10 protein-coding genes are annotated in these 15,530 nt (G+C 61.6%); all 10 read right to left on the bottom strand.

Annotated features, from left to right (window positions below; translation table 11 throughout):
• Nucleotides 1-130: 130 nt before the first annotated feature.
• The gene (locus QMY55_RS03715; RefSeq protein WP_283487362.1) at nt 131-907 is read right to left on the bottom strand and encodes an amino acid ABC transporter ATP-binding protein; all 777 of its coding nucleotides are present in this window, start codon (nt 905-907) and stop codon (nt 131-133) included.
• Complete coding sequence (locus tag QMY55_RS03710) at nt 888-1,541, bottom strand: amino acid ABC transporter permease (protein ID WP_283487361.1); 654 nt, start codon at nt 1,539-1,541, stop codon at nt 888-890. The genes QMY55_RS03715 and QMY55_RS03710 overlap by 20 nt, the downstream gene beginning before the upstream one ends.
• A 150-nt stretch (nt 1,542-1,691) precedes the next feature.
• Nucleotides 1,692-2,501, bottom strand: coding sequence for an amino acid ABC transporter substrate-binding protein (locus QMY55_RS03705; RefSeq protein ID WP_283487360.1), 810 nt, complete (start codon nt 2,499-2,501; stop codon nt 1,692-1,694).
• 220 nt (nt 2,502-2,721) lie between these two features.
• Nucleotides 2,722-4,095, bottom strand: a complete 1,374-nt coding sequence (gene pelG / locus QMY55_RS03700) for an exopolysaccharide Pel transporter PelG (RefSeq protein WP_283487359.1) — start codon at nt 4,093-4,095, stop codon at nt 2,722-2,724.
• Complete coding sequence (gene pelF / locus QMY55_RS03695) at nt 4,095-5,642, bottom strand: GT4 family glycosyltransferase PelF (RefSeq protein ID WP_283487358.1); 1,548 nt, start codon at nt 5,640-5,642, stop codon at nt 4,095-4,097. Before pelF ends, pelG begins: the two co-directional genes overlap by 1 nt.
• A complete protein-coding gene (locus QMY55_RS03690) occupies nt 5,639-6,676 on the bottom strand; it encodes a hypothetical protein (RefSeq protein ID WP_283487357.1) in 1,038 nt (345 codons plus the stop codon). Before QMY55_RS03690 ends, pelF begins: the two co-directional genes overlap by 4 nt.
• Entirely contained in the window at nt 6,669-8,039 is a 1,371-nt protein-coding gene (locus QMY55_RS03685; RefSeq protein WP_283487356.1) for a PelD GGDEF domain-containing protein, read from the bottom strand. The genes QMY55_RS03690 and QMY55_RS03685 overlap by 8 nt, the downstream gene beginning before the upstream one ends.
• Before the next feature lie 22 nt (nt 8,040-8,061).
• Nucleotides 8,062-8,613 carry a penicillin-binding protein activator LpoB gene (locus tag QMY55_RS03680; RefSeq protein ID WP_283487355.1) on the bottom strand — a complete coding sequence of 184 codons (552 nt, stop codon included), beginning with the start codon at nt 8,611-8,613 and terminating at the stop codon, nt 8,062-8,064.
• A 20-nt stretch (nt 8,614-8,633) separates the two neighbouring features.
• Complete coding sequence (locus tag QMY55_RS03675; RefSeq protein WP_283487354.1) at nt 8,634-12,494, bottom strand: tetratricopeptide repeat protein; 3,861 nt, start codon at nt 12,492-12,494, stop codon at nt 8,634-8,636.
• On the bottom strand, nt 12,460-15,270 hold the full coding sequence (locus tag QMY55_RS03670; protein WP_283487353.1) for a bifunctional glycoside hydrolase 114/ polysaccharide deacetylase family protein: 2,811 nt from the start codon (nt 15,268-15,270) through the stop codon (nt 12,460-12,462). Before QMY55_RS03670 ends, QMY55_RS03675 begins: the two co-directional genes overlap by 35 nt.
• Nucleotides 15,271-15,530 lie beyond the last annotated feature (260 nt).

The following is a 15,530-nucleotide window of genomic DNA, read 5'->3' as shown; positions in this document are numbered from 1 at the left end:
GAATGTTTCGGGCGATTATGCCATGTCATGCAAAAACGGGAGCTACTTAAAAAATAGCAAAAAGCCCAATCTGAAATTGGGCTTAAAGGCATTTCCCATACTATTTGGAACAACAGTATTTGCGGTATTTTTACAACATATTGTGTAGAAACGCCTTGGTCCGCCCATGTTGCGGCGACGCGAAAAAGGTCTCGGCCGGGCCTTGCTCCACGATGTGGCCGCCGTCCATGAAGATCACGCGGTTGGCCACTTCACGGGCAAAACCCATCTCATGGGTCACGACCAGCATGGTCATGTGCTCCTCGGCCAGTTCGCGCATGGTGCGCAGCACCTCACCGGTCAGCTCGGGGTCCAGCGCCGAAGTGGGTTCGTCGAACAGCAGAATGTCCGGCTCCATGGCCAGCGCACGGGCGATGGCCACACGCTGCTTTTGACCACCCGAGAGGCGGTTGGGATAGGCATCCCGCTTTTCCAGCAGACCGACCTTCTTGAGCAAAGCCTCGGCCTTGGGCACGATCTGCTCGCGCTTCATGCCCTTGACGATGATAGGCGCCTCGATGACGTTTTCCAGCACCGTCAGATGCGGAAACAGATTGAAGGACTGGAACACCATGCCCATCTTGCGGCCAATGCGGCGAATCTCGGCATCGTCCACATACTGGGCCTTGCCCTCGCCTTCCGAACGTGCCAGGGCCTCCCCTTCTATGGTGATGTTGCCGCGGTCAATGGTTTCGAGGTGGTTGAGGCAGCGCAGAAACGTGCTCTTGCCCGAACCCGAAGGGCCGATGACAGCCACCACCTCACCGCGCAGCAGGTCGAGAGAGACACCGCGCAGCACCTCGTTGCCGCCAAAGGCCTTGTGGATGCCCTGGGCGGAAATCATCACATCAGGCGTCGTACTTGGCATAGCGTTTCTCGAAGTATTGGAAGCCCCAGGTCAGCACCAGGGTCATGATCAGATAGAAGGCCGCAGCCACAATGAACGGGGTGAAGGTGAAGTCCCGCTGCACCACGCCGCGCGCCACGCGCAGCAGATCGTTGAGCGCCAGCACATAGATCAGCGAGGTGTCCTTGACCAGGGTGATGGTCTCATTGCTGACAGGTGGCAGAATGCGCGCCCACATCTGGGGCAGCACGATGCGGCGCATGGTCTGGGCATAGCTCATGCCCAGCACCTTGGCGCCTTCGTACTGACCGCGATCCACCGACTGGATGCCGGCACGGAAAATTTCGGCAAAGTAGGCGGCGTAGTTCAGCGCAAAGGCCACGACGGCAGCCGGAAAGTCCGGCAGGCGCATGCCGATATAAGGCACAAAGGGCAGCGCGAAATACACAAACAGCAGTTGCAGCATCAAAGGCGTGCCGCGCATCAGCCAGATATAGCCGCCCACGGCCGTGCTCAGCGGCTTGAGGCGGGAAAGACGCATCAACGCCAGCGCCAGCCCCAGGGGAATGGAGAGCACCAGCGTGATGACAAAAAGCTTGAGGGTGACCAGTGCCCCATTGGTCATGGGCCCCAGCAGCGAGATTACATAGTCCATCGAAAGGCCTTCAGTGTGGCGCCCTGGCTGTCAAGCCTGCCACAGGCACAGGCGCACGGCGAAGAAAGTGATCGCCTGCGCGCATTGTCATTGCAAAGCAAAAAAAACCGGCAATGCCATGCATTGCCGGTGCAGCACCATCAGAAATGATCAGTGCTTGATGACGTCCGCGCCAAACCACTTCTGAGCGATTTCAGCAGCCTTGCCGTCTTTCTTCATCTCGGTCAGCGCGTCGTTGATCTTGTTGCGAGTGGCTTCGTCGTCCTTGCGGAAGCCCACGCCGTAGTCTTCGGTACCGAAATCTTCGGCCAGAACCACATAGTTTTCAGGCTTCTTGTTCACATAGAAACGGCCCACGACCTCATCCACCACCACGGCATCCAGACGACCAGCCTCCAGATCCATCAGCGCGGCGATGTTGTCGCCGAACAGCTTGGTTTCCTTGAACTTGGAGGACAGTTCCTTGTCCTTCTCCAGAGCCGTCACGGCACTGGAGCCTTCCTGAGCGCCCACGATCTTGTCGGCCAGATCAGCCTTGGTCTTGATGGGCGAGCCGGCTTTCACGATAACGATCTGCTTGTTGACCATGTAGGGGTCGGAGAACAGGATCTTGGCCTTGCGCTCTTCCAGAATCGTCAAACCGTTCCACAGCGCATCCACGCGTTTGCCCAGCAATTCGGCTTCCTTGGCGTTCCAGTCGATGGGCTTGAACTCCACTTCAATATTGGCGCGCTTGGCAGCTTCACGAGCCATGTCGATGTCGAAACCGATCAGCTCGTTCTTGTCGTCACGGAAACCCATGGGCGGGAAGTTGTCGTCCAGACCCACCACCAGCTTAGTGGCAGCAGCCGCAGGAGCCGGTGCAGGAGCTGCAGCAGTGTTGCTTGCGGGCTCGTTCTTGCCGCAGGCAGCCAAAATTGCAGTCAGGGCCACCGAGGCCAGCAGGGTACGTTTTTTCATGGCGTCAATATTTGAAGTGGAAAAAGCGAAGGCAGGGGCTTTGTCTCCCGTCCAGGGCAGCCATAGCCGCCCCGAAGCCGGGCTGCCGCCAGCGCCGAATCCGCTATTGTCGCGCAGACGGGGCACAACGTCACTCGCCGATCGCAAAACCGTGAACTTGCTCGGCGCATGGGCCACGCCGCGGCCATTGCGCCTGGGCGAGCTCAATGGCCGGTCCCGGTTACTGCAGCATAAAGGTCTTGTATTCCAGCCGGTCCAGCTCGCGCGTCAACAGAAACAGGCCCGTACACAGGGTTGCCAGCATCGCCAGGCAGAAGCCATAGCCATAGAAAGCCGCTCCCAACGCCAGCGAGATGCCGGTAAAGATGATGTTCAGCGCCACCATCAGCACACAAAGCAGAAGCACGATGCGCCGCTCGTCGAGATAGAAGAACACATTGAGCACAGCCATCACGCCCACCTGCAGGCCGGCGCCGACCACCTGCACATGCAGCAGCGGCAGGTATAGCTGCGATATGCCCAATAGATGCAGCACGGCCGGACCGGTGACAAAGGTCACGAGAATCGCCAACGTCTGCACCTTGGCGATCTCGCCCAGACCGGCCTGTATCGCGTACACCATCTCGTTGCGCATGGACTGTATGTAGCTCAGGGAGCCACCACCACGCACCGCATCGAAGAACTTGTCGTAGTACTCGACAAAATCGGTCTCTATGCGTACCAGGAACACCGCCATGCCCGGAATGATGGACAGGTAGGAAAGGAAAACCGGCAGGTCGTAGATCAGAGAGGCCCTGAGCCCACCGATGATCTGCTGCGAGGTCGGTGGGAAATACCAGAACATGAACTTGTCAGCCCAGATGCCCAGGTTGTAAAGCAGACCGACGGCGATCAGCACCGGAAAGATCAGCGAGCGCTGCATGAAGTCGAAGGCAATCCAGCATTTGCGGAGCGGGAAAGCGCGCAGCACGATAACCCACATACCGGCCACCAGCACAATATTGCCGAGCACAAAGCTGCTCAACAACCCTTCCAGCCCCCAGCGGCGCAGAGGCAGCGACAGCACGACGATGAGCGCATAGCTGACCCCGAACAGCGCGGTGATGGCCTTGTAATGCTTGAGACCGGATAGCAGAACGGTCAGCATCCAGACCACACACATCAACGCAAAGCCGGCCAGCATCAGCATCCGGTACAGCAGGCTCTGACCCGGCAGCACCAGGAACAGGGCCAGCGTACCCACGCAACTGGCGACGGCCAGGATCAGCAACAGCAATCCGTGCAGATTGGGCAACACGGTTTCATCCTGCTTGAGAAACAGCCGGTCCGAAATAAAGCGCGTGAACATCAGTTGCGCCGCACCGGTCAGTATCAGGCTGCAGGCCACCAGATAGGTCACCGAGGTCTGGAACTGGGTCACCAGCAGCGGCGGAGCCACGACGCTGAGGCTGAACACCCCGACCAGCAAAATGCCGATGATGGAGAACACCCAGGGGCCCGAACCGATCACGCCCGCATAGGCATAGGCCTGGAGCATGCTGGTCAGCGTGTTTTTGCGCAGCAGGTGGCGCAGTTCAAAACCAATGCCAGCCATCAGTGATATTCCTCGGAATGTTGCATGGCCCGGTCATAGACCTGCCGGTAGCGGTCGAACAGCAGGTGATCGGAGTAATAGCGCTCCACGCGTGCAATCCCTGCAGCGCTGGCCGCCTGCCAGGCCTCGGGCGACTGCAGCAACTCCAGGGCAGCATCGGCCAGGGCCGCCGGATTGGCGATACCGACCACGCGGCCGCAAGCACCCAGTGCGCGGTCCTCGGGCTCCAGTCCTTCGATGAGCTGGCGACAGGAACCCACATCGGTGCTGACCACGGGCACGCCCGCGGCCTGCGCCTCCAGCAGCACCAGAGGCAGGGCCTCGCTGATGGACGAAAGCACCACCAGACCTACACGCGGCAACAGATCATCGATCTTCTGCATGCCCAGAAAGCGCACTTGCTCCTGCAGGCCCAGGCTGCCCACAAGATTGCGGCACTCCTCCACATAGGCCGGATCCTCGGCCGTGGGACCGGCAATCAGGGCCTGCGCTTCTGGCAGATGATTGACCACACGGCGCATGGCACGGATGAAGGTCTTGATGTCCTTGATAGGCACCACCCGGCCTATGAGGCACAGTACGGGCGGCGTCACGGCCGGACGCTGGGCACGCAGCGGAGCAAAGCGCTCCACGCAGATGCCGTTGGGGATATTGCTGGTGCGCGCAGGCTCAGCGCCGTCAGCCACCTGCCTCAGGCGATTGGCCTCGAACAGCGCAATGATGGGATCGGCCGCCTCGTAGCAAAAACGCCCCATCAGATCGAAGAACTGTATCCACATCTGCCGGAAAAAGGAGACCTCCATGGGATCGCGCTGGAAGATATTGCGGTTGTCGTGTATCCACTGGCTCTGGAGCAAGTCGATCTGCCGCTCCTTGGTATAGATGCCATGCTCGGACAGCACCAGCGGCAATCCGCGCAGATGGTGCAGCATGGCTCCCAGAAAGCCCGCATAGCCCGTGGAGACCGTGTGCAGCACACGCACCGGGATCAGCTCCTGGGCGATGCGTGCCAGCAGCCACAGCGGCTGCAGCATGATGCGCACTGTCCAGAAGAAGTCGACAAACGATGGGTCGGTGCAATGGCGCCGGTAGCTGTCCTGTATCAGCTCCCACATATATTCGCTGTGCAGAAAGTCTTCCTGCGGCAGCCTGCCGCCGGGCAGCAGCTCCATGGCGACAGCGCGCATGGCCGCCAGCACCTCCGTCCTGCCTGCGGGGCTCTTGTCGCGTCGCTCGAGTGCCCTCAGCAATTGCTGCAGCTTGGACATGGCCTCGGGATCACCCCGGCGCGGCGCTGGCTGCGGTATCCCCGATGCGCGGCCATAAAGAAAATGCTCCTCGAAATGCACCACATTGGGTGGCAACTCGTAGCGGAAATCGCCATAGTCCTCGCGCCGGCTACCGATGAAGACGATGGCAAAACTATGCTGCGGGTAGGCTTTCAGGATCTGGTTGACCCAGCTCGACACACCGCCGCTCACATAGGGAAAAGTGCCTTCAAGCAGCAAAGCGATATCGGCCCGTGCGGCCTTGGGAAAGGAACTCATGGGGCACTCCAGTACTGGATGCAGGGACGCAGACGGGGCAGGACCTGCTGATCCTCGAGCCTGCGCATCAGCTCCTGCACCTTGGCGAACTGACGCTGTTCGAACATCAGCTCGGCCTGATAGGGAATGACGCGGGCCGCCGGCAGACCCAGGTCCAGTGCCCTCTGGTAGTAGAACTGTGCGCCGTCGCCGTCGCCGTCGCCGTCGCCATCGGCCAGCAGATGCAGCAAGCGCCCCTTGCGCAGAAGCAGCAGCGCGGTATCCGGACGCTGGTCCAGCACCTGGTCGCAGTAATGCAGCGACTGCTTGATGGCGTGGTCGCGCACATCGCCCTGCGCCGAGCCCTGGTAAATCAGCTCCCAGTACAGATCGGAAAGCGCCCAGGCAGCCTGCAAACCGCGCGGGCCGGCTTCATCCCCCTCGACTGCCCGCGCACGTTCCAGCGTCTGTAGCTCCTGATGGATGGACTGGCTGAGCTGGCGCTCCTGAGCATCCAGCATGCTGTAGGCCAGTAGTCGCAGATCATCGCTGGAGTCGCTCAGCGCCATGCGCAGCATGGGCGAGGCAATGCGCCCGGACACATGACCCAGGGCCGCCAGGGAGCGCATGCGCAAAGGCACGGGGACCGCCTGATTGGCCAGAAAGGACTGCAGGCCCACCTGCCGCCGCCCGCCGCTCGCCTGCTGGTGTGAATCGAACTCCGGCAGCGGCAGCGAAGAGAGTTGCTTGCGTGCCGCAAAACCGCGCCGCCGGTGCAACGCCACGGTGGCGACCACCGAGCCAACAAAACCGACCACTGGCACGGCATAGGAGAGCAAGGCCATCAGAGCGACCAACGGCAGGCGCTGCTGCCGCGCATCAGCCGTTGACACCAGAAACGGGGACAAGCACAGCGCCAGCAACACACTGGCCAGCGCATGCACGACCAGATAGCTGAGCAGCGCCGCATCCGAGTGGTTGTGCAGCAGCCACAAACTGCTCCAGGAGGCGATCTCAGCCAGCAGAGCGGACAGCGCCAGCTTGACATTAATCATGGCTCATCCTGTCGATCTGCTCGAGCACGCTCGAGGCCGAGCAGCGATCCAGCAAGATGGTGTGCGGGAAGATACCGGCTGCGCCCAAGGATTCCAGGCCGCGCTGGCCCAACCAGACCTCGATACGACTCAGATATCCCTCGGCCGTGGCGCTGGTTCCGAGCGGCATGAGGATGGCCAGCCACTGCTTGCCGCTCCGGCCTTCGATCAACCAGGAGCGATCCAGCATGCGTTCCAGGCGCATTAATTGCTGGGCCATTTGACTCTGTACCGCCTGCGGCGAAAGCTCGAGCATCACGACCAAGCTGCTCAGACCGGCATTACGATTCACATGCTCCATGCGTTGCAGCTCGGACGCAAACGGCTGCGGGCATTGGGGATAGGCCTGCAACAACGGCTGAGCCAGTCGATTGGCCGCCACGCTGTCCGTGTAATAGCCCAGCAGCAGATTGATGGTCTGCAGCGTTTCCTCCTTAAGCGCAAAGAAAGGCATCTCCTCCACCAGCAGCAGGCCATAGATTTCGCCGCTCAGATCCAGCATCGGAGCCACTACCAGATAGCGGGTTTGCTGCGCCTCCCGCAGGCCCTGGGAGACATGGGTCAGCACACGGGCTTCCAGTGCCTGGCGCAGCAGCGGATCCTCGGGCCTGATCTCATGGACACCGCCCAACTGCGCAATCGGCTGGAGCTCAAGTTTGTCGTCGTGCACCGCCACCAGACTGGCTGCACTGATCTGACAGAACTGCGCAAGCAGATTGAGCAGGCTCTGCGCATCGCCGGGCGCGCCACTGAGCCCGCTGAGCACGCTGATCGCATCGCGCATCGACACCGGGCGGCCGATCAGCTCCTGCTCCAGCTGGTCGTGCGACAGGCGTAGCAGATAGTGCTGGCGTACGAGCTGCTCGGTACGCTGGTCCATGTAGTACTGCGCGGTGCGCGCGCGCCGTATGCGGGCGCGCCAGAGACTGGAGATCTCACCCACGATCATCACCACTATCAGGCCACCCAGAAAGTACTGCTGGGGAAAACTGCTCACGTCCTCACGATTGAACCCCAACCAACCCAGTAGCAGCACACCGGCCGCCGACAGGCCCGCGATAGGCCCGTAGCGCAGGGCCACGATCATGGGAGCAAACCAGGACCAGGGGAACTCGGCATGCACCCACAGCGGATCACTGCGGCTGAAAACATAACCTATCAGCAATGCCAGCAGAGGCAGCAGCAAGGTCTCGGCCGCCACCACCCCGGGGCGCTCGCTGGTTTGCACCAGCAGCCCCAGCGGCGAGCTTCTGAATTCCGCGGCAATGCCCACACGGCGCGCGGAATCCGGAGTGGCTGTGGGTGTAGTGGCGTGATCTTGCATGGCTGGAAGTCCTGTTCAGTGCTTATCGGGCGCTGGCCAGGCCCGTGCCCAGCAGCTTGCGAATCAGCTTCTGCCCGACTGCCGACAATGCCTCGCGGCTCCATCCGCTTTGACCGCCAGCACCGCTCCAGACCGTGGCACCGCTGTTCATATCGACGATCTCCAGGGCCACGCCGACAGCAGGCTCGCCGTCCACGCCGACCTTGTAGCGCCATTCATCAACCGCACCCAGCAAGGCGTAGCGCACCCCTTCGCTGCGCGCCCAGGCCAGAGCATCTTCGCGGCGCTTGGCATCGCGGCCGTCGAACAGCGTCTCCTGCTGGGCCTCACCTGTATAGCGCTTGACGGCACCGATGCCTTGGCTGCTCAACAAGGCCGTGGCAATGCTTTCAGCCCGGCTTCCGGCCATGGGGGTTTCCGTATGGTTCTCGAACGGCAGCACCGCCCAGCTGGCATTCTTCTCCAGGGCCGGGGACTTGCCATAGTCCAGCGTGGAACAGGCAGCGAGCAACCCCAGCAGGGCTGCGCCCGTGAGCATGCGGATGCGGGAGGAGAGAAAAGTACGGTCAGTCATGGGAGATCTCCTTGAAATCTTCAGTAGTGGAGGCGGTAGGTGAGCTGCAGCTCACGGGTGGTGCCGGTGGTGTTCACACCCGATTTGGAAAAATTCAACCCCAGCATCAGGTGGTCCGCCCCCAGCACGCTGGTGGCCAGGCCAAAGCTCAAGTCGTAACCCGCACCATTGATGCTGTGGTGGGTTAGCGCCAGACTGGCAAACGGCCGCAGTGCTCGCGAATACTCCTGTGCATAAGGCATATTGGCCGAGATCCGCACCCCCGAGAAACGGAAATTGCCGGGCAGCAGATAGTCGATACCGGCATCGCTGCCCGGTGGCAGATAGCGCAGCACCGCGGCATCCCGGCCGTTCAGGTCTCCAGGGTTGTTGCGGCTGTAGCGGTGCCAGGAAGTGAAGGCATCGAACTGGACCATGGGCGCTTCGCTTCGATAGCTATGGGTGTATTGCAGCGTAGTCTGGTTGCCCAGACCCACACGCGCACCGGTCTGCACATGAAAGCGCTCGTGGGCATACTCCAGGCTGAGCTGGTCCAGCCGCGACAGCCTATAGGTTGCACCCACAGCCGCGCGATCCTTCATGCCCCCCATGCGCATGGGCAACGTTTCCTGTGTCGGCAAATCGCGGCCCAGCGAAGCCTGCAGGCTCAGACGGTTGTCCAGGGACTGGGTGTGCGAGATCTGCATGGGCGTATAGCTGGCCAGGCCCTGGCGCTGGCCCAGCATGAACTCGCTACTGGACTCCTGAGTCTTGCGCGTCAGGCGCAGGCCCAGACCATGTTCTGACGAAGGCGCCTGCACGAAACCGCGACCGTTCACAGTGCGACGCGTGTGATCGGCGTCGATGTCCAAAGCCCAGCGTGGACTCAGCGCCAGATGCCAGCTCAGGCGCTGCGCGCTCTCATCTATGCCGTCCAGCCGCCGGCTGTGAAGCTGCAGGCCTGCATGGTCGCTGAAGGCCAGCAGCTGTTCCGTGAGAGCCAGATGCAGACTGTCATCGTCGGGCTGATCGTGCTGGGTCTCGAAGGCCGCCGACTGCGCCAGTCGGCCGTCGCCCGTCAGGGCCGCGGCATTGATGCGATCGTAGCGTGACAGGCTGGCGTCATATTGCTCCAGCAACTGGCCGACCTGGGCGTGATCCTTTTCGGCCAGTGCCACGGTAATCTCGGCCCACAGCGGCCGGTTCGCCCGCTTGCTGCGGCTCAGCGCATATTGCTGCCACAGATAGCCCCGCTCGGTCGAGTATTCGCCCTTGTCCTGCAACCAGGCAATGGCCAGCTCCACAGCCGCCGGGGAAAGATCTCGGTCCGCATTGCGGTCCATGCGCATGAGCTCACGTAGCAGGACCAGCTCGTCATCGCCGTGCGCTTGCGAGAGCATCAGCCGGTTGCGAGCCTGGCTCTGCACCTTGCTCAGATCCTTGGGGTTCAACCAGCGGCGCAGCTTGCTACCCTTGGCTTTGCCTGTCGCGGTATCGGCCAGCCCGGCATCCCTCGTCTGGAGAGCCTGCTTGGTCCACAGCTCGCGCCTGAGTCTCCAGGCCAGATCAGCCTGCTGATTCTGCTCGAGTGCATCGGCATAGCTCATCATCCAGAGAAAGTCGTCACCGTTCTCCTGCAGATGGGGACGCAGATAGCGCTGCAGTGCCACGGCCGGACGGGACAACGCCATATAGGCAGCCGCCAGCGCATCGTGCATCTCCGGATCCTGGGCCCAGGTCGGCTCAGCCTGGGCCAGCAGGGGTGCAAGCAGCGCGGCATTTTGCGTGTCTATCAGCAACCACAGCAGCGACTGGCGCATCAGGGTCGAACTCCCATCCAGGGCCAGACCTTTTTGCAGCAGCTCCAGGGCTTTAGTCCCCTGGCCCACATGCTGGTAGTAAAGCGCTGCGGCATGCAGAAAGGCCGGCTGCGTCAGCAAAATGCTGGCCACCTTGGGGTCCACCATGACCAGATCGAGTTGCCGGCCCACACTGTCCCAGTCCCCCTGGTCTTCCAGCATGTAAAAGGCCTGGGTCAGATGACGCGGATCATGGAACTGCTCCCAGGCGCGCAGGGAGACCTGCGCTGCCTCACTCCGGTTCGTACGCATCAGCAGGTTGATGACCTCGTCGAAATCCCGTGCCGTTGCATCCGGCATCTCCAAAAGGCGCCGAAAGGCCTTCAACGACAAAGCCTCCTGGTTCTGCTTTTGTGCCATATCGCCCAGCAAGCGCCAGTATTCGGTCTCGGCTTCGGCCCCCATACCGGCTGGTATTCTCGCCTGAGCATCGTCCAGCCAGCTCAGGCCAAGTTCCCGCTCGCCTTGCAGGAATGCCAACACCGCAGCCGGCATGACATTGGCAGGAACGCGCTGAGCGGGATCGCTGAGCAGGCGCTTCCAGGCATTAAGTGCCACCACGGGCTGGCCCGCACGTTCGGCCAGTTGGGCCAGCAAAATCTGCGCTTGCGGCGTATTCCCGTGAGCCAGCAAATAGTCGATCGCCGGTTGCGGCTCTGCCTGGCGCTCGTAGGCCTGGATCAGAGCCAGCTGCAGCGCTGCATCACCAGGACGGCGGCCCAGTTCATGCTTGATCCCAGCCACCAGCGCCCGATCGTCGAACAATCCCGGCGCCAACCGCATCACGGACTGCCAGGCAGCCTCACTCTGCGTGGCCTGAGCGATGGCCAGCCAGTTATCCAGGGCCACCTGCTGGCGACCGCTCCACTCGGCCACCTGGGCCAGACGCTCGCGCCATACCATATTGCCCGGGGCCTGGTTCACAGCAGCTGCGGCCACGCGCCAGGCATCCTCGAGATTTCGGTTCTCGAGGAACACCTGGTAGCCCAGCTCATAGGTTTTGTCGTCGAACGGCAGTCCTGGTGCCTGGCTCTTGGCCGGAGCAGCCGTGCGCTGCAGCGTCCATCCCGGCGCCTTCCAAAGCACGGGGCGTAGCGCCCAGGCGCCATCGTCGGCCTCGCCGCTCATATCGGCAACAGCCGTTGCCTGCATGCCCTGCCATTGCTGCAGCAGCGACAGCTTGAGCAACTGCTTGGCATAGCGCTCGGCCTCGGCCGAAGCACCGGCAGCACGCGCCAGGCCTATCAGCCGACGCAGCGTCTCGGGGTCGCTGCCCAACAGCTCCTGCTGCTCGCGCGCCAGAGCCAGTGCCTCCTGGGCACGGTTGCTGGCCTGCAGCACCTGCAAGGCCTGCCACATATAGTCGCGCGACTGCTGCACATCCTGCGTCGCGGCGCTGGCCTCGCGCCACAGCCTGACGGACTGCTCGTACATGGACAGCCCCAGCGCCTGGCGTGCCGCGGCCTCGTAGACCTGCGCCTTGCGCTCGGGAGATACCTGTTTGCTGGCCAGCTCCTCATAGATTTTCAGGGCCTGAGACTCATCATTCAGCACCAGCGCCGAAGATGCCAGATAAAGGCTTTGCTCCTGACTCAGATCGCCGCGCGGCACAGCCTTGAGCGCCTGCATCACCGTAGATGCCAGCTGCTTGGCCTGACCAGCTGATCCATGGCCCTGTTGTTTGGTCTCCAGATAGCGCTGGTACAGCGTCTGCCAGCGATCCCAGGCCTGTGCCGCAGCACTGGGCAGGGCCTGCTTGCGCGCCTCCTCGGCCGCCTGCTTGATGGCGTCCAGCCGCTGCTGCTTGGCCTTGAGCAAAGCTTGCAGGCGCTCGTTGCCGGGATCACTTTTGAGCAGATTGTTCAGATAGTTGAGCGAGAGCTCGGAGTCGTCCGCCGTATCCGCGAGCCGGCGCTCCAGCGCCTGCTTGGGAAACAGCATCCACAAGGCTCCGCCTATCAGCACTGCCAGCAGTGCGATCAGCCAGGGAGGGACCGTGGTCGGGCGCTCAGAACGCACGGCATTGCGCTTGGAGTTGGGCACTGTTGTTAGCACTTCTGAAGGAACGGATGGCAGAGCGGTCCGCAGTGGAAACCGCGCTGATGGAGGAATCGGCGGTGGCTGAGCTCAGCGAGCAGCCAGGCGGCAGATACATGCGCAACTCCAGCGGCACATGGCCTTCCAGCGTGAAGCGCAGGCTACCGTCGGCCTGGGTTTGCCAGTCCTTGAGCCGGGCGTTGGCATCCACCAGATAGGGAATGGATGCCGCCGGCACGGCACCTGCGCGCACTACCATCCGAGCCGCGCCGCTAGCCAGGTGCAGATAGCTGCCGTCCACTCCCGGCGCATAGCCGGCAACGCCAGTGCTTTCGGCCACTACAGGCGTGCCCAGACTCGGAGGCAGGCGCAGCGTGCGCAGCCGCCCGGGACCACGCAAACGCCAGCCCTCGCCTTCACGACCGATAGCGAACTCGTAGAAATCCTCGACCTTGCGTATGTATTCCGAGCCGTAGATCGGGTGCAGCTTGTGTCTCAGTGCCCATTGGTAGGCCTTGTGCAAGGCCTTGAGGCTGGCCTGTTTGCTGGCCGAATAGGAGTGGTAGTAGATATCCACAGCCTTGAGGCGCCGCGGCGCATCGGTCATCTCGAAAGTCTCGATGACACGCTCGAAACCATAGAACGGACCATGCCAGAGGTTGGTATAGATGTTTTCGTTGGTGACGGGGGCGTAGATCTGCAGATGCCCGCCTTTCCGGATCCCCCAGCTCTTGACTTCGGTCAGCGATGGGCTGCTGCGTGTGATGGAGGTATCCCCCCCATTCATGTTGAGCAGCCCGGCCGCATCGGAGATCGCCAGAGCCTCGGCGCTGGGCGCCGTGTCGCCGGTCCACAGAAATACCTTGACCGGCTTGCCCTCGGGCGCCAGGCGCTTCTGGATGTAGTCGGCCGAGCCGATGATCTCGCGGCGCAGGTCCATCTGATAGCCCGGAATATTGAGATTCAGGTCGACCTCCTTGCTTTCCGCAAACAGGCCGTGGCTTACGCGCCGATCCCACAGATAGGGGTGGGAGTAGGAATGGCTGGCGATCTCGACATGCGGCATGGCGAAGATGCGCTTGGCAATGCCTTCGAGTTGGTCCGCCCATTTCGGGTACAGCCCCTGGGGAGACACCTCGGCTTCGATGACGGATACCGTATGCGGAATGCGGTAGCGCTCCAGGATCTCGCGGCGCAGCATCTCGCCGGCAAAGGGGGCGCCAGGTGCTTCGGCCTTGGATGGGAAACCGTCTCCATCCACATGGGCCAGCAGCAGGCGGCGACCGTTCTCGGTGGTCACATCGGGGACCGGAATGTCACTGAGTCGCAAGGCCTGCTTGAGCAGGGCGAAAGGATCGACTACCCAGCGCGACTGTTCCGTACCCGGCACATCCGTCAACACATAGGGAGTCATCACGAAACCGCCCCAGGGCGTGATGGCTGCAGAGACAAAGCGCTGGCCCTTGGCATCGTCAAAGGAAAGCAGTTGCCGGCTTTGCTGCTGCAGCTGCGGCGTCAACAGCCAGCCCGTATAGTCATGAGCCGGCATCCCGGGTTCGGTCTCGAACCCCATGAGCGGCGCCTGCTCGGCCTTTTTCAGTGGAAAGGTCGGCGCGCCCTCCATGCTGCGCACGCCCAGCGTGGTCGCCAGCGTACGATCCAGGGGCAGGCCGGGGGCTTCCATCATCAGCAGCGGCATGCCCTGCTGGACCTGGCGCACCACCCAGCTGCGCACATCCTTGAAGCGCTCATCGGGGATGGCTCCCCCGAACCAGCTCACCACCCCCGCATAGCGGTCACGCCCCACGTCGGCCGGCAACGGGGAGCGCACATCGGCATAGTCCACGATATAGCCCATGTAATTGATGGGCATTTCCAGGAAGCGATGTGCCGAGGAATAGTTGAGTGCCGGGTCATCGGAGCCGTTGTAGAGAACCAGCAAACGGCGTGCCACGGCTTCCACGGCGCCTATGCCCAGGGTCTGCAAACCGGCATCAGTCACCCAGGGAATAAAGCCCAGCTGCGCGATACGCTGTGCGGTGGCGCGCGTCGTGTCGCGGTCATGCGGGGCCACATAGTCAATGGACAATACCGGCAGCTTGTCGCGCTCACGAATGGTCTGCAGTTGCTGCTGCAACCAGTCCCGCTCCTTGGCCGGTATCTCGACATAGCGCTTGAGGTTGGCATCCCAGCCGCGATACAGCGACTCCGCCGCCACCATCTGAATCTTGTCGCGCACGCGTGGCACGATTTCGAAGCCGCGGTTGAGGATCAGCTTGATGCCGGGAAAGCGCTGATGCAGGGTGTCGATGACACGGACCAGCCCTTCCTGCTGCGCAGCTTCATCAAAGCGCTCCGCCAGACGGTAGGAATCCAGCGTATCCAGGAAAAATCCCCGAAAGCCCTTGTCCCAGAGCGGAGCGATCACCTCGTCCGCGAAGAAGGCAGGCCACTGTGCAGGAGTCTGGTCGACCACGATCGAACGCCAGGCGCCATTGCGAGCCATCTTCCACTCCGCCGGAATCTTCTGGAAGTACCCTCTGCTGGGCTGCACCTCGGCCACCGAGGCATAGGCATAGAGATCACTGCCTGGAGCCTGCTTGCGAAAGCGCACGGGATCGTAACCATGGTCGGGCTCGACGACAGCAATGTCATACAGACTCAATTCGCTCAGCGAGGCCTTGTCTCCGTAATAAACAGCAACCGTCGGCTCCGCAGCCTGGGTACACCAGCTGTACAACAATGCGCAACAGAACACGCAGCTTCGCAGGAAAGCGTTCACGGCCTCGTCCTTAGAGTGTGTTTTTGAGTATCTAGATAGTTATTTTGTATTTAATTTTGATTTTCGTTTGTCAAAAACTCTTAACCACTGGGGTAAACACCACATCCACCCCAATATGTCAGCCAATGTGTCTTTTGAGTTCTTTTTGTTTTGTATTTTGCTTAAAAGCATCAATTGAAACATTTATGGCAAGAAAGCTTGGTACAAGCACCTGCGCCACCCAATCAAGGCTTCAGTCGCGGGCGCTGTAAGCTCCACCA

The sequence above is a fragment of the Comamonas resistens genome, assembly GCF_030064165.1.
Taxonomy (GTDB): domain Bacteria; phylum Pseudomonadota; class Gammaproteobacteria; order Burkholderiales; family Burkholderiaceae_C; genus Comamonas; species Comamonas resistens.
The sequence above is the reverse complement of the archived record's forward strand: the minus strand, read 5'-3'. Positions and strand labels throughout refer to the sequence as shown.